General features: G+C 55.3%; 14 protein-coding genes. 5 read left to right on the top strand and 9 right to left on the bottom strand.

Annotated elements, in window-relative coordinates; all coding sequences use genetic code 11:
* Positions 1-19: 19 nt before the first annotated feature.
* Both AB6729_RS00930 and AB6729_RS00925 read left to right on the top strand, forming a co-directional pair.
* Complete coding sequence (locus AB6729_RS00930) at positions 20-886, top strand: penicillin-binding transpeptidase domain-containing protein (RefSeq protein ID WP_371079686.1); 867 nt, start codon at positions 20-22, stop codon at positions 884-886.
* Positions 883-2,580 (top strand): SpoIID/LytB domain-containing protein, encoded by a 1,698-nt coding sequence (locus AB6729_RS00925; protein WP_371079685.1) that lies wholly within the window; start codon positions 883-885, stop codon positions 2,578-2,580. Before AB6729_RS00930 ends, AB6729_RS00925 begins: the two co-directional genes overlap by 4 nt.
* On the opposite strand, the gene AB6729_RS00920 is transcribed toward AB6729_RS00925, so the two are convergent.
* The 9 genes from AB6729_RS00920 to AB6729_RS00880 all read right to left on the bottom strand — a co-directional run bounded on the left by AB6729_RS00920 (position 2,520) and on the right by AB6729_RS00880 (position 15,556).
* A complete protein-coding gene (locus AB6729_RS00920; protein WP_371079684.1) occupies positions 2,520-3,293 on the bottom strand; it encodes a hypothetical protein in 774 nt (257 codons plus the stop codon). The genes AB6729_RS00925 and AB6729_RS00920 overlap by 61 nt on opposite strands.
* A complete protein-coding gene (locus AB6729_RS00915; protein WP_371079683.1) occupies positions 3,290-7,981 on the bottom strand; it encodes an alpha-2-macroglobulin in 4,692 nt (1,563 codons plus the stop codon). Before AB6729_RS00915 ends, AB6729_RS00920 begins: the two co-directional genes overlap by 4 nt.
* Positions 7,978-8,904, bottom strand: coding sequence for a DUF1175 family protein (locus tag AB6729_RS00910; RefSeq protein WP_371079682.1), 927 nt, complete (start codon positions 8,902-8,904; stop codon positions 7,978-7,980). The genes AB6729_RS00915 and AB6729_RS00910 overlap by 4 nt, the downstream gene beginning before the upstream one ends.
* A gap of 276 nt (positions 8,905-9,180) precedes the next feature.
* Positions 9,181-10,506 (bottom strand): BatD family protein, encoded by a 1,326-nt coding sequence (locus tag AB6729_RS00905; RefSeq protein WP_371079681.1) that lies wholly within the window; start codon positions 10,504-10,506, stop codon positions 9,181-9,183.
* On the bottom strand, positions 10,503-12,134 hold the full coding sequence (locus AB6729_RS00900; protein ID WP_371079680.1) for a VWA domain-containing protein: 1,632 nt from the start codon (positions 12,132-12,134) through the stop codon (positions 10,503-10,505). Before AB6729_RS00900 ends, AB6729_RS00905 begins: the two co-directional genes overlap by 4 nt.
* A complete protein-coding gene (locus AB6729_RS00895; protein WP_371079679.1) occupies positions 12,131-13,060 on the bottom strand; it encodes a VWA domain-containing protein in 930 nt (309 codons plus the stop codon). Before AB6729_RS00895 ends, AB6729_RS00900 begins: the two co-directional genes overlap by 4 nt.
* A gap of 106 nt (positions 13,061-13,166) precedes the next feature.
* Positions 13,167-13,637 carry a DUF4381 domain-containing protein gene (locus tag AB6729_RS00890; RefSeq protein WP_371079678.1) on the bottom strand — a complete coding sequence of 157 codons (471 nt, stop codon included), beginning with the start codon at positions 13,635-13,637 and terminating at the stop codon, positions 13,167-13,169.
* Positions 13,634-14,563, bottom strand: a complete 930-nt coding sequence (locus tag AB6729_RS00885) for a DUF58 domain-containing protein (RefSeq protein WP_371079677.1) — start codon at positions 14,561-14,563, stop codon at positions 13,634-13,636. The genes AB6729_RS00890 and AB6729_RS00885 overlap by 4 nt, the downstream gene beginning before the upstream one ends.
* Before the next feature lie 9 nt (positions 14,564-14,572).
* On the bottom strand, positions 14,573-15,556 hold the full coding sequence (locus tag AB6729_RS00880; RefSeq protein ID WP_371079676.1) for an AAA family ATPase: 984 nt from the start codon (positions 15,554-15,556) through the stop codon (positions 14,573-14,575).
* 291 nt (positions 15,557-15,847) lie between these two features.
* Here AB6729_RS00880 and AB6729_RS00875 point away from each other — a divergent pair, with 291 nt between their 5' ends.
* The 3 genes from AB6729_RS00875 to AB6729_RS00865 all read left to right on the top strand — a co-directional run bounded on the left by AB6729_RS00875 (position 15,848) and on the right by AB6729_RS00865 (position 21,460).
* Complete coding sequence (locus AB6729_RS00875) at positions 15,848-17,410, top strand: arylsulfatase (protein ID WP_371079675.1); 1,563 nt, start codon at positions 15,848-15,850, stop codon at positions 17,408-17,410.
* Positions 17,411-17,497: 87 nt separating this feature from the next.
* Complete coding sequence (locus AB6729_RS00870; RefSeq protein ID WP_371079674.1) at positions 17,498-20,029, top strand: fused MFS/spermidine synthase; 2,532 nt, start codon at positions 17,498-17,500, stop codon at positions 20,027-20,029.
* 135 nt (positions 20,030-20,164) lie between these two features.
* A complete protein-coding gene (locus AB6729_RS00865; protein WP_371079673.1) occupies positions 20,165-21,460 on the top strand; it encodes a formylglycine-generating enzyme family protein in 1,296 nt (431 codons plus the stop codon).
* Positions 21,461-21,477: the final 17 nt, after the last annotated feature.

Below are 21,477 nucleotides of genomic sequence, written 5' to 3'. Positions count from 1 at the left end.
CGATGAGTAAAACTATCGTATGCGGCTTTTGCTGGTAGCGATACTTGGAATGGGAGCGTGCGCCAGCCCTGGCGAAGCGCCTGGCTCACACTTCGAAAAGCATCCTCTGCAACTGTCACCGATTCAAATACAAACCAGGAGCAGGACAGCGAGAGAACAGCTCCGCGCGGCTAAGGCTTCAGGCGTACTGCTCGATTGGGATACAGGCAAGATACTAACGAGCATAGACGAACAGCATGCTGCAATGCCTGGTTCCCTTCTGAAACCTTTTCTGCTGTCCTACGCATTGCAGCACGGCATTGTCAGCACCAGCACCAGAGTGTACTGCCGTCGTTCGCTTCGTGTGGCCAATCGTTCTTTGCCTTGCACCCATCCAAGCGACCAGCCGATGCTGGATGCGCAAGGCGCACTGTCAGCTTCCTGCAATACCTGGTTCGCCTCGCTGGCGCAGCGCATGACTGCGCGTGATCTTGATGAAGTTCTGCAGCAGGCACATCTGCCACATACACCAGCACATTTCGACGATGGCAACACCCGCATCCTGACAGCTCTGGGGCTTGAGAACGTCTCCGCTTCCCCACTTCAAATCGCCACTGCTTATCGTGCACTATTACTGCATGAGCCACATACAAGCGCCGTGTGGAACGGGCTACGAGGTTCCGTTGCCTACGGCATGGCGAACAACGCACGCCTCACCGGAATTGAAGTCCTTGGTAAAACCGGCACCGCCAGCAACCCGGGAGAATGGTGGACGCACGGCTGGTTTGCAGGCGGTATTCCAAATCGATTCGTGCTGGTTGTGTATGTCCCTCACGGAGATGGCGGCTCCGCGGCAACGCTTGCGGGCACCGTGTTTCGCGGACTTTTATCTGAGGAAGTTAGATGAAGCGACTCGCGGGCTTACTGCTGGGAAGTGTGCTGGTTTGTCACGCACAGAAGGACGGCGGTGGACGCGACGTAAGCATTGCACTGTTCTCTGCACTGCCACCCCGAAGTGTCACAGTAACTGCAGGCGGGCACGGTGCATGGTGGGCACCATGCGCTACCTGCCAACATCAGCCGCTGAATGCGGCACTGCATATGCCTGCTGTACATGAGATGGTTGCGGGGGGCCCCATCACCGTTCGCGATGATGAGCATGCACAAACACGGACTGCGAACGGTCAATGGCATCTACGCGCCGGAAGCCGGGGCTTTGTCGACATTGTGCTCACGCTACCCAGCGAACGATATGTGGCCGCAGTGCTTATGGGCGAGACGGACTCGAGTGAGCCGCACGCATCACTTCAGGCCATGGCAGTCGTGGCGCGAACCTTTGTCCTGCGGACATCTGCTCGCAAGACTGTTGCCGGCCATCTTGCAAGTGACATCTGCGACAGCACAGCATGTCAGGCCATCAAACTCGGCAATGTCTCCGCAACTGTAAGCGAGGCCGTTCGCAGCACGGCGGGAGAAACCCTGTGGTTCGGCTCGCGGCGTGCCCAGGTATTTTTCAGTGGCAGTTGTGGTGGCGTTACAGAGAGTGCTGGAGCCGTGTGGCCTAGGCTTTCTTCAGCTCCCTACCTGCGCTCCATTGCCGATCCCTACTGCGTTCGCAAGGATCGTGCAGCCTGGCATGCAGAGATCTCTTTGATGGCCTTCCAGGAGATGGCAACGAGAGAGGGTTGGCACCTTCCGCCGCACATCGCATCGGCACACGTTCTGAATCGAACATCTTCTAAACGAGCTAAGACCATTGCATTGGTTGGCGACAATCAAGAACAGGCTGTGGTCACGGCATCCTCACTGCGCCTTGCCGTAGGACGTTCCTTCGGCTGGAATCTTGTGCGCAGCGATGCCTATGATCTGCGCATTCGTGACGGGCTGTTTGTATTCGACGGACATGGCCACGGCCACGGTGTTGGCCTTTGCCAGCAGGGAGCGTGGAAGATGGCACAAGCAGGAAAATCGTATCGTGAGATTCTTGCGTTCTACTTCGCAGGGACGAAGGTACGCATCACGCCATCGGATGATGGCTGGCAGCAGAAGTCACAGAACGGAATATCCTTCACCAGCACGGCAGCCATACCGCAGGAAATGGTGGAACAAAGCGTGGATGCATGGCAGTTTGCAAGGAGCCGCTTCACCCCTCGGCAACCGGTAGTTCCCACGATCACTGTCGCACCCAGCACGGAGATCTTCCGACAGATGACGAGACAGCCCGGGTGGCAGTTGGCCAGCACCTCTGGCCCCACCGTCATTCTGCAGCCACTGGCTGTGATTTCAGCAAACGGGACTTCACTGAAGAAGACGCTGCAGCACGAGATGCTGCATGTCGTCGTTGAGACAAGCGCAAGTCCGAAAGCTCCGCTGTGGCTGCGCGAGGGGCTGGTGGAAGTGCTTGCAGGAGAAGAAGTGCGCACCGCACCTTTGCTTTCTGCGCAAGATATTGAACGGCTTCTGATTGGCGCAGGCAGCAGGCAGGAAAGCGAGTCGGCACATCTTGCAGCAGCCGCACGTACGCAGCGATTGGTGAACCGCTACGGCATCTCCGCCGTACGAGGCTGGCTCGTGACAGGTGCGTCTGTTCCAACGGACTGAATGCCGACGACAGCGCGTGCCATGGCTTGTAGAAGCAACGCAATCGTGGCGGCATTCAATACGATGACAAGCAGCATGCGTGCCACGAGGCTCAGTACCTCGACACGAAGACCATGTCCAGGCGTCCATCCCATCAGTGCTCCGGTAAGAACCGCTCCCACCACTACGAACAGTAATAGAGAGAGCCAGTAATCGGCAGTGCACAGAATGGCCCAGAAGCCTCTCACTGGAATGGTGCAGGTAACCACTGCAAAGACGACCGCAGCCAGCAGCCCCGCTGCAATCCACTTCACACCACCACCTATCCAGAGAAAGCAGAGAAGAAGGTGCTGGAAGGAGAGGACATGCCGCAACGAAGCAGGAAAGCGCGAGTTCAGATAACCCGCCCACAGCCCTGCCTTCTCAATAAAGTGGCCTACACCAAATGAAACTCCGTACCAAAGCAGCACAGCTAATACAAAAGCTGCCATACCAAGCAACACGCGGCGCACAGTTGCGGGTCTGCTGGTCAGACGAAGCGCAATCAGGCTCTGGCCAACGCCAGCAATGCCTGCGATCAACAGCGCAAACACGATGCTGATCAGAACCTCAAAGACATTTGCATCGGGAATGTGCAACCAGCCTGCGATCAGCAAAAAGAGCAGCGCAGCAAGCGTGATCTGCTGCAGCGCGACGATGGCTGTGCGACGAAACGTAAGCCGCGATGTGTTCATTGCGCACCTCCCGGAGCAGGAACGTTCAGATGCAGGGCATCACTGGATGCCTGTACGCCCGGCTGATACATGGGTTCCACATGCGACGGACTGATGTTGAAGCTGCCGGGGTTCACAATACGAATGAGATAGAAAACTTCCTGTCGTCCGGTAAACTCGCTGGCAAAAAATACTGCGCGGTCATCGTGAAATTCTCGACGCGTGAACCAGTCATACCAACCACCCGGTCGCTTATCAATGGGATAGCTGCCTTCGTTTGTAATGAACTCCGCACCTGCGGGGATTGGATCCTCCAGAAGCAGATAGCGCATCGGAGAACCGTTGATCGCCTCGTGCACGGCAAGCACATCGCCGACCTGGGCATCTCCCGAAAGTGGCACAAGACTGTATACAACCTTGCCATCCTTCTGCGTCGGCTGCAGCTTGTAGTAGTCGCGTGTCAGGTTCAGCGAGAGCGTACCTGCCTGGTAGTCCTTCTTCTCGGTGGAGTAGTAACGACCACGGACCGACCAATACACTCGACCGCTGCCGCCATGCCGCACGATCTGCACGTTGTTACCAGCAGCAGCCAGCTGCGCGCTACCCAGATCAAGCTTCAACGATGCGCCGCTCAACGCATCATTTCCATTGAAGCTGCGCTGCCCCACCGATTTCCCGTTCACCAGAACATCGACGCTAAAGTTGGCATCGAGTTCATGCGACGCTGCCAGGTAATCGACCAGGCCAAAGAGCACCATCGCCGTCTGTTCCGTTGACTCCCACCATCCACCGTTATTGCGCTGCAGCATCAGCCATTGGGCAGCCTGCGGTAGAAGCGGATCGTTCGGATTGACCTTCGCGAGCAACCGGACCACGTACGCAGTTGCTTCCGAGTCGTTGTTGTACTCCGCATCCAGTAACGGAACATATGATCCAGTCCAGGAAACAAGATCGCCCTTCCGTACAGCCCGGCTGCGCAACAGGTTTGCCAATTCTGCGGCGCGCACATCCTTTACCTGAAGCATCGCCAGACCAGTCATGGCCAATGCTTCCGGCTGCAGATCCTTGCGGCGATCCCACTGCGCGTCCAGTGCTTCTTTCAGGTTGGCGTCGCCCGCGCTGGCAAGCGCATAAACCACTGCAGCACGCAGTTCCGGACGCATCCGAGGATGATCCTTCAGACCAGTTCGGAGATACTCCATACCGCGATTGATCATCTGCTTCTGCTGAGAGTTGAGAGGGACAAACTGCGCTCCCTGCCCAAGGCCACCGACGACATAGGCAGTCATGTAGATGCGGCTGTCGTCTTCCTTCCACCAGCCCCATCCGCCATCGTCATGCTGGTAATCCTGCAGGCGGTCCAGACCCGCAGCCATCTTCGCACGCAGATCGGCTTCATCAATAGGAGCGCCGGGCTTCAACCGCTGCAATGTTTCGGAGACGATAACATTCGGCAGAAAGCTCGACATTGTCTGCTCCGTGCAGCCGTATGGGAAGCTCGTGAGGTAATCGAGAGCTGAAAACAGCGAACCTGCAATCGACGGGCTGACCTCAATACGAAGAGAGTGCGCTGCAGCATCCGTTCCCGCGGGGAAGTTCACATTTGCGTTTGCCTGTGCCCCGTCCTGCGTCACCACGCCACTGAATGAGAGCGACTTCGCCACCCCGGCAGGTTCTACCGGGAAGCTAATCTCCAGCGCATCCGATTCGGCATCCGTGATCGCCGTCGCGACCAGCTTCGCAGAGCCAACCTGCGATGCCCGCAAACGCCACAACACAGTTGCCTCTCCCTTGCTGGGGACCGATACATTTGCATCAGGCGCGTGCACTACGTCCAGACCATTGACGCTCAGCGATACCTTCGCGGTCTTTGTTTGGGGAAGGTAGTTGTGCACGATGACAGGCAACGTGATTTCATCACCCTTGAGCATGAAGCGCGGCGTCCCCATGCGTACCAACACATCTTTTCTCACCAGCACTTTACTGGAGGCGGAACCGGCCTTGGAATCCTCCGTAATGGCATGTACGGTCGTCCGCCAGGTAGTCAGCGAGTCGGGGAACGTCATCGTCACGCGCGCGTGACCAGTGCCATCGGTATGGACATTGGGTGCCCAATACGCCGTATCCGGGAAGGCTTTGCGCACCTTGGGCGCAGCCTCATTGCCCGGCTTTACCTGGGCCAGTTGCGGGCGGTAGCGCCGGTGACGCTCTGCCAGCATGGGAGACTTCGACCCCGCCTCGCCACTGAAGTAATACTCCAGCGATGACTCCACTTCTGCGCCGCTGTAGCGTTGTGGATAGAGGCTCTTGATCATATCGCCGCTGGAATCCGGATAGAGCGAGTAGATCGCCTCATCCACCACGCCAAAGCTCACATCCGCACTGACCGGCTTGCCAGCGAAGTCTTTCGTCAGCACGTCATACGTCGCACTCTGCTGCGGCTGGAAGACGTCCTTCGTGGGAGTGACCTCCACCTGCAGCTTCTGCTGCACCGGCGGTACCTGGATACGCTTTGTTGCCTGGTACAGAGTGTTGTTCTTGAGGAACAGCGCAGACACGGTGATGTTTGGCTGCGCCTCTGCCGTAATCGGCAGATCGAATGAAAGTGTCTTACTGTCCGTGAGCATCACCTCACGCTTCAGCAGCGACGCACCTTCGGTGACGACGAGTGCATGGAAACCCGCCACCTCCGAAACGATACTGACATGAGCCACATCGCCGGGCGCATAGGACTTCTTATCCGTTACGATCTGCGCCGTACCGTTGCCGCTGTTCCAGGACTGCTCGCCGCCGCCCAGAATGTATAGGTAACTCGTATCAACCGGATCAGGCGTGCCGCTCTGCACCGACGCAGCCGTGGCCAGTACCTCGGCAGAGCTGTACTGCGGTGTCCCTACCGGCAGTTCACCAATGGCATGTCCAGAGGCATCCGTGGTCACATCCGTTGCAGCACCATCCGTGACGATGTTCTTTCCACTCTCCCAGTGGCGAAACCGCAGTTGCAGATGGACGCGCGTGCTCACCGGTTTGTTGTCATAATCCACCGCAGTGATGCGCACCTTCGCTATCTCATTCGGCCGCACCGCATAGCTGACCGGCTCTACATTTACGCGGAAGGTGCTGTACGTTGCCAGGAAGCGTCCACGGCCAGTGATCTCGCGATTCGCAGCATCCGTAACGCCCGCTTCCACGGTGTAGTCGATATCTGGATGCGAGTTCCCTTCGCCCCGCGTCGGCACCTGGACCGTCAGAAGACCGTTGCTATCCAGCACGCCCGCCTTCTCTGCCTCTTCATCACCGTTGTAGCTGCTGCCGGTGTCGTCATTGCTGTCCGCCCCCTCGGCTGAATCGTCCTCATCCGACTCGCCCCACCAGTAGTGCCGCTCGTGATAAATGCGGTACTTCACCTTGCCACCCGCCACCGGCTCGCCAAAGAAATAGCGGGAATCAATCGTGACCGGTACGGTGGCGCCTTGCAGCACACGCTTCTGCTGTGCGGTTACCTGGACACGGTACTCCGGTTTGCGGTACTCCTCCACATGGAAACTGGCTGTTACAAAAACATCCTGTCCGTCTTGCACGCGGAGTGTGTAGTACCCCAGCGCCGCGTCCTTCGGCAGGTCATAGTCCCCGGAAACACTGCCGTGGACAACTGGAAAATCCTTTTCAAAGACCGTCTGAAACGTACCGTCCAGAATGCTTACGTGTGCCTTCGCCGTACTTGGTATCACAAGGGAGTTCCCGCTCTTTTCTCGCAGGATGGCCTTCCAATGCACAGTATGCGTAGGTCGATAAACAGGCCGTTCTGTAAATGCATAGCCCACCATGTCACGGCGGGAGAAAGAGTTCAGCATCCAGCCGCCCGGCGTGGATACCGCAACATCCTTGTCCTTGACGGCTACGATCCAGAGGTTGTCGTTGTCCCCTTTCTTCACCTTCACCGGCAGATCCGCAACGCCGCTCGCATCCGTTACTGCAGAGGCAAAGAGGTTCTGACCATAACCTGCATCGACCTTTACTCCCGCCACAGGCACACCCGTCACGCGATCGACCACATACGCCGTAATACCGGTGGACGTAGTGCGTGTGACCAGTGCCATCTCTGTCACCATCAGAAGCGTGTACGCCTTGTAGCGTCCGTCCGTCGCTTCCAACAGGTATAGCCCCGCATCCAGCTTCGATACCGGGATTTCATTTGAGTCAGAGATATAAGTGGACGGCACCTGCTGATGCCAGCGCGCAACAAGCTGCGACGGATTCAGGACCGGGATCTGCGCGAACTCCGCTGCGGAGACGATGCGGCTCTTACGATTCAGCTTTGTCTGTTGCTGCCGTAACGAACGCCTCGCATCATGCGAGAACTGATGCCGGAAGAAAGATCGAATGCTGTTCCACAACTCCGTCTTCCAATCATGGAAGCGTTCCAGCCATGTCTTCTCATCGACATGCTCCGGGCCAAGCAGGCTGCCTTCCGGCCCAAACGAATGCAATTCGCGCAGGTTCTCCAGGAACTTCACCGGATCGTTTACGCGATAGACGCGGAACTCCAGGGCATCCACGTTATGCGTGTAGAGATGAATCTTCGGCTGCTCACCCGGAGCAAAGGTTTTGCTCGTACTCAGGTTGAACGATACGGCGTCATCTTGCGCATGGAGCGAAGCGACAGCCAACAGCAACAGAACGAGCAGTGAGGCGACGCGCGGTCTCATCGAGGGTCCTCTCGGAGAATGTTCCAACGATACACGCCAAGGAAGTTACTGTTCTGAGAATTTGGCCGCCACCGCGGATCGGGATGGCCCAATAGATCCTTCAGCAGCACACGGCGCATTTCACCTGGGCCGCGGCCAATGGGTCCCGTGTGATAAATCACCCATTTCTTCGCTTCGCCGGTAACAATCATCGAGTGATAGGGCGAGTTCTGCTCCAGCTGCAGGAAGAACAACAGGTCTCCTGGACGAGCACTCCGCAAATCCCGGCTCACGAAGAACGTATTGAGCCGCCAAAGCGTACGGGCATCGGCAAACTGGGCAAAGGCTCCGTTGCTCTCATCCCCTGACGCAAACGCACCTTCCTTTATTCGGAATAGCGCGGACCCCAGCGGGGTGAGCGGATAGACATACTGCTGCACGGACGGACGAGTCAATTCCAGCAGCGCCGGGGCGTCACTGAGCCACGCCTCGTCGTGAGCATGCAACGCGTTGCGATAAGACCAGCGAAGCAGTGCGGCGCAGTCATTGATTTCGCGTGGCAGCTTCTCCTGCGGAAGGTCAGAGGCAGCTTCTGCCATCGCTGTAAACCATCCGCGAAAAGCGCTGCGATCTTCGGCGGTATGCAGACGCAGAAAGTCAGGGGTGCCGTCACCCGCGGAATCTTCAAAACTTGGAACAAAATGGATTCGAAGCGTCGTTGTCGATCTGCGGTAGGAGACTCTGACAGTACCCGTCTCGGGGAGCACGGGGGCCTGAACTGCCAGTTCGATCTTCTTCGCCGTCTCCCTTGAAACCCGCGCGATCAATCCGTTAACGGAAACCTTAGAACCTTGTATCTCCCCACCATTGCTGAGAGCGATCACACCAACGCGGTGAAAGCGGCCGTCGGCCGGAACTTGCAGCGTTTGTTCCTGAATAACCAAAACCGCAAATCGGTCTCCGCGAAAGCCCCAAAGGGCCAATGCGATGAGAAGGAATACCGCCGAGATTCCTGCAACGATGCGACCATTCAAGGTCTCAATCTTAACTTGGAAAGTTCGCATTTGAGAATGCACTATAGCTGACAAAACATGAAAGTAACACGATCAGTGACGGGACCAAGAAGGCGGGTATCGCTTTACTATCCTCCACGAGGATTTGGCCGAACATTCGCGTTCTGTAGAACGTGACAACGTCGGTGGGCTCGGAAATATTACTCGTTACGGATTTAGTTCGACCAGGGAATCATGGGGTTGCGCTCGCGTCTTCGTCACAAGAATCGTCCCGCGAAACTCTCGCAATTGTTTCACCAGAAATCGACCTGTCCATTGCAGTGGAGTTGCCCGAGCATACAGAGAATCGGTAAGTTCGGAAATCTGCGCCTGCAAATCCGAGTCGGCGTGTCGAGCCACAACGTTGCTAAAGGATTCGTCTGGATACACGCGTGCAAGCCACTGCAGGAGATAGGCATAGCTCAACGGTGCATCGTTTTTTTTTGCCGCATGGATCAATCGGTGGAAGTAGGCCGCCTCCGATTGTTGACGCTCCTTCCAGAGGGCAATTGCGCGAGGCCGTATGGATCGCACCATTAGGTAAACGAAGTAAATGACGGCCCCGCAGAAAATTCCTCGCAGAGCGAGCAATGCAATCCGCCGCCAATGGATCCTCATCTTCTTCTTTGTCGCTTGTGTGGTCTGTTCGTTACGTTGTGGAGGTGGAAGTTCTGCAACAAGGCCAGGATTAGCTATAGCTTGGAACGATGCAGGCGGCAGTGATGCCGTTGCAAGACGATGCGTGTTGAGATTCCACCACTTCAATTCGATGGCAGGTAACGTATATGCCCCTGGCTTCTCAACGTGGTATTTCGTTGTCTCAATGCGTTGACCGTAGACAAAGTCGCCACGGGGCGTCTTCTGGTCACGCACCACGGGCTCGCTGCTGTAAATGCGAATACCATCGGGGGCGGCAAGCTGCAACGGAGGAATCAACATGGCCTGCATCTTGCTTGCGGCGATCGTTACCGTGCGTTCGATCGTGTCGCCGGCTTGAACCTTCTTCAATGAAGGTGACCACTTCTCCGCAATAGTCAGCTGCGTGGTTGGAAGAAAGTAAGAAAGACCACGAGCAGCCGCTGGAACATCCGCGTGAAAGCTGAGAGCGGGAACCACAACTTGCCCCAGCGTCGTTTTAGGCGGTGTCTTCGCGTAGGGTACGGACAGCTTGATGCTGGGGAGATGAAAATCGCCCGCTTGCTGCGGATAAATCACGTACGTTTGGGTGATTCCGAAATACTTTGCATCGCCGATCTGTGTGTTCGAATTTTCGGGGCGGTCCTGCGGCATGACCACCACCGCATTCTCCATTTCAAACTCAGGAAACTCTGGTGATCCGGTGAAATAGTTCGGAACAAAGACAGAAACGATTAACTTCACGGGTTGCCCGACCATTATGTTTTGCGATGGCTCAAAATGAGCACGCACCACAGGCGACTGTGCGGCCACATGCAACGTCGAGAACAGGAACAAGACAAGGAGGAGGCGCTTCATGGATGGCGCTCCTTCGCATCCTGTATCGCAAATCTCCTTCGAAGGAAGTCAGCGGGTGATGTCTGAATATTGCGCATCCATATATCCGCTGTGGTAATCGGTTTGACGTTGGTACGAGTTTTCTTGCCTTGTTTTCCCTTGTCGTCAAAGCGAACCTGATCTGGAGGTAGATTCGGTGCTTCCTCTGCCTGCTCCTGCTCTTCTTTCTTTTGCTCTTTGGGCTTGGGAATCAGCGATTGCACAAGTGCAAGATTTTCCTTCGCCTCTTTCCAATCTGGACGTCGTAGCAATGCCTGGCGAAATGCTTCGACTGAAGCTGGGTATTTGCCACTGTGTGCCAACGCGTCACCCTGATTGAACCAGGCTTCTGCGCTGTCGCTTAGGGCAAAGGCATTCAGAGCCGCATCGTAATCACCCATGCGTGCGAGCGCGAGACCGCGCCACATGGGGTCTTCGAATCGTTCCGCAGCTTTCTTGTAATCCTTCTTCTGGAAGTAATAACGACCCTGCTGATCGGGCGTCATCCAGATATCCATCCATGAAACGTGCGACGACGTCTCGTGGGCCTCCATAGCAAAAACAGAAGATGGCAACAGTAGCACGAAGGCGAGCAGCGCTGCGGTCCACCGAATCGTCCCCCCTTTGCGAAACCAGAAAGCACTGAGTACAGCAAGCGGTATGGCAAGCAGATAACCTTCATCAATCCATCGCGTGCGTGTGTCTTTCTCCTCCAGCAGTTCCATGTGATGTTGTGTGTGATGTTGAATCCACTGGATGTCATCATCATCGGGTGTCAATGTACTTGCATCGATGCCATCGCGGCTTAACGCACGCAGAGCAGCAACATCCAGCTTCGAGAACACGCGTCGCCCGCTGCGATCTTCCAGAAAATGAGAAGGCCCATCCTGCACAGGTCCGCCCTCCGATGTACCCACGCCCAAAACAAGAATTTCATTGGCTTGGTCCTGCTTTGCAGTGAACTGCTGAAAGGAAGGCAATGCATTTGGCTCAATGCCATCCGTAACAAAGAGAATTGTGCCAGGAACAGTTTCGTCTTTCAGAAAGTCTTCAATCGTATGCAACGCCTTCGCGGAATCCTTGCCTTCATGCGGCATCAGGTTTGTCCTAAGCGTGTCCAGATAAATATCAAACAAGGATTCATCTGTGGTGAAAGGAAGCACCATGTATGCATTTGCCGCGTAAGCGAATAGTGCAGTGCGTCCACCATCGCGCCGATGGATCAGGTCGCGCAGCTTCAGCTTCACGCGTTCCAGGCGCGTTGGATTTAGGTCCACAGCATTCATGGTGGTGGACAGGTCAAGTGCAATGACGAGCGGTGCCTTGTCCTCTGCAAAGGGTGGTTGTTCGCGCCGCCACGCTGGCCCTGCGGCGGCGATCGAACCAAGAACAATCACCAATGACAATAGATGCACCGGGCGAAAGCGCCAGCGATGTTTGCGTGGAACCATCAGATGGTCCAGGAGCGCTGGCTCAATGAGTCCCCGCCACTGGCGACGCGCATTCTCTCTGACGAAAAGAGAAACGTAAAAGACAGGAATGGCTAGCATCATCCATAGCCAATGTGGCCGCAGGAAATGAAGTAATTGCCACCATTCGCGCAGACTCATAGCCGCACCTTCAGCATCGCGATCTCGACCGCCTGCGTGTCTGACGCTCTCTGTGTTCTGCGATGCCACAAGCTCATCCCAATGCCGATGAGAAGCATCAGCAGGTTGTATCCCACTGTGAGCAGAAGGGCTGTGCCAATAGGTATCATGGCCAATTCGCGGCGTGGTTGATAGCTTAGCGTTTTGAAGTTTTGTGGTGTGATCCTATCCAACTCACGGTACGCGCTTTCCAGTTCGGCGCGATTTTCGCCGTGGAATACCTTACCGCCGGTAGAACTCGCAATCTGCTCCAGTATCGAGTAATCCATCTTGTCTTCGCCCGTTGCGTGTGGATCACCAAGCCCAACTGCATGCACCACAATGTGATTGTCTTTCGCGATCTCAGCCGCCCGGCGCGGAGGCATGCGGCTTCCTGTATCGTTGCCGTCGGTCAACAGAATCAGAACACGCTGCTTTGCGTCGCTTGCATTGAACTGTTTGATCGCAAGACCGATGGCATCACCAATCATGGTCTGCGGCCCTGCCATCCCTGCATCAATCTGCGACAGCATCTGTTGGCACGCTTCATGGTCCAGCGTAAAAGGTGTTACCGGATACGCCGTCTGGCCAAAGACAATCAACCCGATCTGGTCATGTTTCCTGCGACGTATGAAATCCGCCACCACTTGTTTCACGGCATCCACGCGCCGCATCCGCTTTCCGTCAGGCGTGCGAAAGTCGGATGTTTCCATTGACTGCGAAATATCGAGCGCCAGCATCAGATCGCGGCCCGGCTCTATCTTCTGAATCGGTGGTTCAATGTATTGTGGCCGTGCGAGGGCCACAACGATCAGGCTCCAACTGAGTACACTAACAATTTTTTCCAGCCAGTTGGTTCGTAAGATCACCGCCTGATGTTGCGGTGTTAGTCCAAGAGAAGAAGCCATGAAATCAAAGAAAGTGATCCGCAGCGAATCTTGTTCCTCACGATAAGGCGGAAGCAGCCAATACAGGACAAGCGGAAGCGGAAGAATTGCAAGCAGCCACGGATGCTCAAGCCGATACATGCTTCTCCCCCTTTCGCGGCGCTGCGTGCTCTCTGATCCAGAGAGCAGCAGCACTCCGCAGCGCCGATTCGTCCTCATCGGACGTTTCTGCTGCCGAGAATGCCATCACCTCAAGCTGATTCGCGACTGAACTATCGAAGGGCGCCTGGCTTGCAGATGTATTGAGAAATGTTAGCCATGCTGGCCCTGTTAATGCCGCAACCTGTGTACGAGGCCATGCAGATAGCGCGGTGCGCTTCAGCAATTCTGAAATTCCGCGTACATCGGTATGCGCAAGCGCGCGCAATGCTTCACGACGATAACGATTTCTTCTCCAGCGATGCCAAAGAAATACCAGGAGTCCTGTCAGAAGAATCGCCAGGATAGAAAGGGTCACATAGGAGCCTACCGTTTGTGGCCGCCAGGACGGCAGTGGTGGCTGATAAAAGTCATACAGTTGGTCCAGCGGCGCTCTCATAGCCGCCTCCGATGTGTGGCGACATGTCCAAGTAGATGACGTATCTGTTGTGATACATCTTCACTCGTGGAGAGCGGAAGAATCGGGACATTCAGCTCATGCTGCCAGGACAAAACTTCATTCAAACGCACTTCCAGTGCCGCGTGAAGGTCATCTCGTATTTTCTGCTTTTCCAGGTGGAGTTCGATCTGCAGCGCTGCGTTCGATACAACGAAACGACTATGGATCGTGGAAGCGAGCGAGAGTGGATCGTAAACCAGGCAGCAGACGACATCGTTCGATTGAGAAAGCTGGAGCAGAAGATCGCGCGTCTTTGCATCCGCACCGTCGAAGTCGCTGGCAATGAGAATCAATGCATCGCGGGGACGCAAGCGTGCTGTCTTCTCCAGCATTTCATTCAGCTTCTCGGGCGCCGCGGGTTGGACTTGAGCGCTGTGTAATTCCTGATTGAGTTTGACAACGCGATCCAGTATGCGCAGCACGGTGGCGCGGCTGCGGTGCATGGGAACCTGCTCACTGCGGCTGTCATTGAAAACATACGCACCAACCCGATCTCCCTGGGAAAAGGCGCGCCATGCAAGCAGGGCAGCTACTTCCGCGGCTACCACCGACTTCATGCTCCGAATGCTGCCAAAAAACATGTTGATGCGTTGGTCTACAAGCACCAGTGTCGGACGATCTCGCTCTTCGGAATACACCCGGAGATAGGGCTTCTGCATGCGAGCCGTGACATGCCAATCGATTGAGCGAACATCATCGCCCGCCACATAGTTGCGGAGCTCTTCAAAGTCCAAGCCGCGTCCGCGAATATGCGATGTCCGACGACCAAAGAGAAGACTATGAACAGGTTGATTGCGGCGCAACGAGAAACCGCGCGCACGAAACTCTAAAGAGATGAGAGAGTCGAGTTCCGCGTAAGCGCCCATGTATGTCTCTTAAGCAACTGCTACCAGTTGCACAATCTTATCGATGACAGTATTAGCCGTAATGCCTTCCGCCTGCGCGTCATAGCTCAGCAAAATGCGATGTCGCAGAACGTCATGGGCAATGGCCTGTACATCATCGGGACGAACATAATCATGCCCCTTTAGCCATGCATAGGCACGGGAACACTTATCCAACCCGATGGTTCCGCGAGGACTCGCGCCTACTTGAATCCACTTGCGCAGATCTTTGTCGTAACGTTCGGGCGTTCGCGTAGCCTCTACAAGATTCACGATGTAGCTCTCCACGGCATCGGCCACATGGATCGCATGGATTTCCTTGCGCGCATCGAAGATCGTTTGCTGGTCTACCTTTTGTGTGATGGATGTATGCGCTGACGCAGCGCTTCCATCCAGCTGTTCTTCGTCACGCACCAGACGCATGATGTCGCGCTCAGATGCTTCGGCGGGATAATCCACATAGACGTGCATCAGAAAACGATCAAGCTGCGCTTCCGGCAACGGATACGTTCCTTCCTGTTCAATTGGATTTTGTGTCGCCATCACAAGAAATAACGGTGGTAACGGATGCGTTGTGCCTGCAACCGTAACCTGTCGTTCTTCCATCGCTTCCAACAGCGCAGCCTGCACCTTCGCAGGCGCACGATTGATTTCGTCGGCCAGCACAAGGTTATTGAAGACAGGTCCGGGTTGAAAGCGGAACTCCCCTTCGCCTTCTGCCGTGTAATAAATCTCTGAACCAGTGATGTCCGAGGGCAATAGATCTGGTGTGAATTGAATACGCGATAACCCGGCATCAAGGAACGTCGATAGTTTCTTAATGGCACGCGTTTTGGCCAGACCGGGAAGCCCTTCCACTAGAAGGTTTCCATTGGCCAGCAACCCGATCAGGAGTCGTTCGATCATGGCTTCCTGGCCAAGTACGGTCCGGCTTATGTCCTTGCTGAGACCGACGATGGTGTCATGAGGGGACAAAATATTCTCCAATCCCGAGTGTTCTTCGGCCAGTACCGTTGCTTTGTGGTGAAGACCGGCCTCTTTTCAAACGCTCCTGCAAGGAGCGCTTCATGGTTTCTCATTGTGCGTGGAGGGAAAAGTGGTATCCACTGTCCGAACTGACAGTGTGACTGGTATCGCACTCGCCCCTATGATTGCCGCACAGTGCGCTCCCGGACGCTGCCGAATTGTTCGCGCGTGCAGAGTGAACTCTTGAAAAGGAGACGTGCAATGCTTTCGAAGACGAAAACGCTGCGGTGGATGTGCAGCATGCTCGGGGTCATAGCGCTGGCCGGTGGCTGGGCTCGAAACGCCAGTGCAGAAGCTGGTAAACCGAACATCCTTGTTATCTTTGGTGATGACGTAGGGCAGGCGAACATCAGTCGCTATACGCATGGTGTTATGGGGTACAAGACACCAAACATCGACAGTATTGGTGAACAGGGTATGACGTTCACCGATTACTATGCGGAGAATAGTTGTACCGCAGGCCGTTCCTCTTTCATCACGGGGCAGTCTCCGGTTCGCACGGGACTTTCAAAGGTAGGTGCGCCGGGTGCGCCGGTCGGTATTCAGAAGCGTGACATCACCATTGCAGAAGCTCTAAAACCTCTTGGCTACGCTACGGGGCAGTTCGGCAAGAACCATCTTGGCGATCGCGATGAATATCTGCCAACCAACCACGGCTTTGATGAATTTTTCGGCAATCTCTATCACCTGAACGCAGAACAAGAGCCGGAAATGCCTTATTGGCCCTCGGACGATCCCGTCTTTTTAAAGGTGTATAACCCCCGTGGCGTCCTCCATAGCTACGCCGATGGAAAGGTCGAAGACACAGGCCCGCTGAACATCAAGCGCATGGAAACCATCGATGATGAAACGACGGGCTCCGCCATGGACTTTATGGACAAGCAGGTGAAGGCGGGCAAGCCATTTTTCACGTGGATGAACTTTACTCGCATGCACATCTTCACGCATGTGCGTCCGGACTACATCGGCAAAGCTGGCCTGGGGAAAGGCTATGAATATGCCGACGGCATGTGGGAGATGGATCAGAATGTCGGCAAACTGCTGAAAAAGGTGGATGACCTTGGCATTAAGGACAACACCATCGTTCTGTTCACCACGGACAACGGCCCCAACATGTTCACATGGCCGGATGCAGCCATGACACCGTTCCGCAATGAAAAAGATTCCAATTATGAGGGAGCGTTCCGTGTTCCGGCAGTCATTCGCTGGCCTGGACACATCAAGGCGGATCAGTGGTCCAACGAAATTGTCTCTGGCCTCGATTGGTTCCCAACCTTGCTTGCTGCTGCTGGAAATACCAACATCACGCAGCAGTTGCTGAAAGGGACAGGGCCCGGCGGCATGGTCCACAAGGTCCATCTGGATGGTTACAACATCCTTCCCTATCTCGAAGGAAAGGAAGCGCACTCACCTCGCAAGAACTTCTTCTACTTTGATGATGACGGCCTTATGGTGGGTGTTCGTGTCAACAACTGGAAGTATGTTTTCTGTGAGCAGAGAAAGCCAGGTGGATACGAAGTCTGGTCCAATCCAGTTACTTGTCTTCGCATTCCTAAGATCTACAACTTACGCCTGGACCCTTATGAACGCGCAGACATGTCGTCCGACCAGTACAACGATTGGCAGATACATAATGCTTACCTCGTAGTTCAAGGACAACTGGTTGCAGGTGAGTTTGCGGAGACATTCAAGGAATATCCACCAAGCCAGCCACCAGCCAGTTTCACCATTGACCCAGAGTCGATTGTGAACATTGGCAAACGCATTGCAGAGCAGAAAAAGTCTCCTGCAAGCAGCAGGTAAAACCTACATCGTACGTGATCCTCTTCAATGGCCGGACAAATCGCAAGCATGGGTTTGTCCGGTCAAACTTCTTCATACGGAGAGCGCATGCCGGCAGCAACGATGATTTCCACTCAGGAAAAACTTACAAGTGCACCAACCGCGTTTCATCCGAAACGCATCATGCTCATCGCCGCACTTGCTCTTTCCGGCATTTCCGCACTTATCTTTCAGGTCTTATGGGCACGCGAGCTTTCGGTGGTCGTGGGTGTTGAGGTCTATGCGATCACCCTGGCGATATCCGCCTTCTTCGCGGGCCTCGCAGGAGGAAGCGCTCTCTTCGGACGCATAGCCGACCGTGTTGTATCTCCCCTTCGCGTCTATGCGATCCTTGAGGCTGGAGTTGCAGCGGCTGCAGTTGCCGTCACGCTGGTGCTGCCTTCAATGGCGGTACTCTATGCGAAGCTGCAGGACCATGTCGGACTGCTCGCTTTGGTATTGCCCTTCGTCGTTGTGAGTGCGCCAGCATTATTGATGGGAGGGACACTTCCCGTTGCCATACGCGCTCTCCAGCCGCAATCTCTGCGCGTTGCGGTGGATGGAGGTTTCCTCTACACCGCAAACACGGCAGGCGGCATCATCGGTGTTCTGATTGCCAGTTTCGTTCTCATCCCGTGGGTCGGCCTTCGCGGCACTGCGCTCGTTGCGGGATTCCTCAACGTTGTCGCGTGTGCAGTGGTGTGGCAACAATTCAAAGAGACTGTGCCCCATCCAGAGAAAGCCTCGGTGGTAGAAAAGCGCCACACTTCCTCTGTGACGCCATCTCATCTTCCTCTCATCTTGTATACGTTTGCCGGTGCGGTTGCGCTTGGTTATGAAGTTGTCTGGTCGCAGGCCATTGGGCAATTTGTAAGTACACGCGCATTTTCCTTTTCCATTGTCCTTGCGGTGTATCTTTCCGGCCTTGCGCTTGGCGCATGGTTCGGCTCTGGTTTCGTAAAGCGTGGGCTGGATTCGTGGGGCGCATTTGGTCTGCTTATCAGCGGCGCGGGTTTGATCGCCATGCTTGAGTTTTCTGCGGTGGGCCGCTGGACGGTACTCACGCAGATGTGGATTGGTGATGCTGTATTAAAAGCGGCAGGAAGCGAGGCTTTGCGAATGTACGCAAGCTTCGCAACGGCAGGCATTGGGCTGGTCTTTCTTCCCACACTTTTGCTGGGTGCCGCATTTCCCGTGGTACTGCGACTCATCGCCGGTAAGTCGGGCGTAGGCAGTGCTGTTGGCAATGCATTAAGTGCAAATACTGCAGCCGGAATCGTAGGAACCATGGTCACAGGATTCGTGATGATTCCAATGCTGGGGATCGTGCGAACACTCGCACTCCTCACTATCGTCGCTGGAGCAATTGGTGTCGTCGCAACGCTCTTCACAACGCGCCGTTGGATGAAACTGGCCGTGGGCCTTACTGCTGTATCAACGATGGTTGCCGCCGCAATGACACCTGCTGATCGCCTCGCAAATTTGTTGCTGCTCACGCGAGGAGGCGGCACATTGGTCTTCTATGAAGAGGGACGCGGCGCAACCGTTGCAGTTGCCCAGCAGCGCTCCAAAGACAACGCATTTCGCCGCTTGTTTGTGCAGGGTGTATCGAACTCCGGTGATGCTATGCCGTCCATGCGCTACATGCGTTTGCAGACAATGATTCCCCTGTTGATACACAACGGTGAGCCAAAGTCTGTCATGGTCGTTGGATTTGGTACAGGAATCACAGCAGGCGAAACATTGCGCTATCCCGGCCTGACAACGCGCGTGTGCGCAGAACTTTTACCCTCTATCGTGCGCGCGGGAAAGATGTTTCCGGAGAACTATAACGCCTGGAATGATGACCGGCTCAATATCCGCCTGCGCGACGGTCGACAGGAATTGATGCGTAACAATCAGTCCTACGACGTGATCACGCTGGAGCCACCGCCACCTTCCGCACAGGGAGTCGCGAATCTCTATTCAGTCGAGTTTTATGAGATAGCAAAAAAACGGCTCAATCAGAACGGAATTCTGGCGCAATGGCTTCCCATTGCCACGCAGAACGAACAACAAACGCGAGAGCTGGTGCGCAGTTTTCTGAATGCATTTCCTTACGCAACACTCTGGACCACGGAACTGCATGAGATGTTGTTGGTAGGCTCGCCGCAGCCAATTCACATTGATGTCCGCACACTGCAGGAGCGCTTTGCACCGGGTAGTGTTGTAGCCAGCATGAAGGGAGTCGGCATTGATTCCCCTGCTGCCGTGCTTGCGACATGGATCACAGATCGCTCCGGCCTGGAACGCTTTGCAGGCGATGCACGCGCGGTGACAGATAATCATCCACGCATCGAGTATGGCCCGTGGGTCCGTCAGGACGAAATCACGCGTGTGTTGCCGGAACTGCTCAAACTTAGAACCGAAGTTCCGGCGATCGGATTGAATCGTGAACTGACCGCTGAAATCCACCAACGGCAGTCTGCGCTCTTTGATTTTTACGCGGCGGGCCTTGCTGCCTATGCGGGTGATCGGAATAGATGGGAGCAGGCAATTCGCCGTGTCGCAAGCGTTGATCCGGAAAACGCCTACTATCAATGGATCATCGGAAGAGAGTGATTGGGCACGCTTCTTCATCCTTAATCTGACATATCGTACTGTCAGTTGTGACAGTACGGCATCTCTGCTCGATCTGCGATACCTGAAGCACAAACGACTTTGCATCGTACCCGCAGAGTCCATGGATAGGTGCCCATGAAACCCTCGAAACGATCCGCATCCAGAAAACAATCCAGGAGCACGGCATCGTCCTACATCCTTGGAGGAGTGTTGTTGATTGCTGCGGTCGCAGTTGCGATTGTGATTCGAAAGCCGGTTCACGCTACCGTAGCGATCCCCGTAGCCTCGGAAGACGCACACGATACGCCGCCCTCTGAAACCGCGAAAACTGACACCGAAAAGCCGGATGCGATGCAGCATGATGGCCAGAGTAAGAGCGAACCGGCCTTCCAACCCACCGTATTGAATACGGCAAAGCCATCTAACCCCGCTCCTGAGGACATGTCGTGGATCCCCGGTGGTGAGTTTTCGATGGGGGCACAGGCACCAGCTGGAACCAACGACGTCGGCATGAAAGCCACCTATGACTCGCGCCCCATTCATCGGGTTTATGTCGATGGCTTCTACATGGATAAGACGGACGTCACCAACGCTGAATTCGCCAGATTCATTAAAGCGACAGGCTATGTTACGGTTGCCGAGCGGAAACCACGTGCGCAGGATTATCCAGGTGCGCCGCCAGAAAATCTCGTTGCGGGCTCCGTCGTCTTTACACCGCCAGATCATCCTGTGTCGCTCGATAACTACTTCCAATGGTGGCGTTATGTTCCGGGTGCAGACTGGAAACATCCGCAGGGACCGAGCTCGACCATCGTGGGTAAAGACGATTATCCCGTGGTGCAGATAGCCTACGAGGATGCCCAGGCTTATGCGAAGTGGGCCGGAAAGCGTCTGCCCACGGAGGCGGAATGGGAGTTTGCCGCACGCGGTGGACTTACAGGAAAACCCTACGTATGGGGCGATGAGTTTCGTCCGCATCAACACTGGATGGCGAACACCCACGAAGGGCACTTTCCCGACACAAACACCGTCGAAGACGGTTATATAGGAACCTCTCCGGTGAAACACTTCGCCCCGAATAACTATGGTTTATATGACATGGCGGGCAATGTGTGGCAATGGACGTCGGATTGGTATCGCCCCGATTACTACAAGCAGTTGAGTGCACAGAGGCGAGTCATCCGCAATCCTCAGGGACCCGACTCGGCATGGGATCCTTCCGAGCCCGGTCACAAGAAGAAGGTCCACCGCGGCGGATCGTATCTTTGCACGGACCAGTACTGTTCGCGTTACATGCTCGGTACACGCGGCAAAGGCGACGCAGATACCGGCACGAATCACCTCGGATTTCGCTGTGTGAAGAATGTGTCGCCGAATACGTCCATGATGGCCGCGAAAGAACTTCAGAAGTCAATGTCGCCGAAATCCTGAAATCATAAAAGCCGAGG

It is taken from the genome of Terriglobus sp. RCC_193 (assembly GCF_041355105.1).
In the GTDB taxonomy this organism is placed as follows: domain Bacteria; phylum Acidobacteriota; class Terriglobia; order Terriglobales; family Acidobacteriaceae; genus Terriglobus.
The sequence above is the reverse complement of the archived record's forward strand: the minus strand, read 5'-3'. Positions and strand labels throughout refer to the sequence as shown.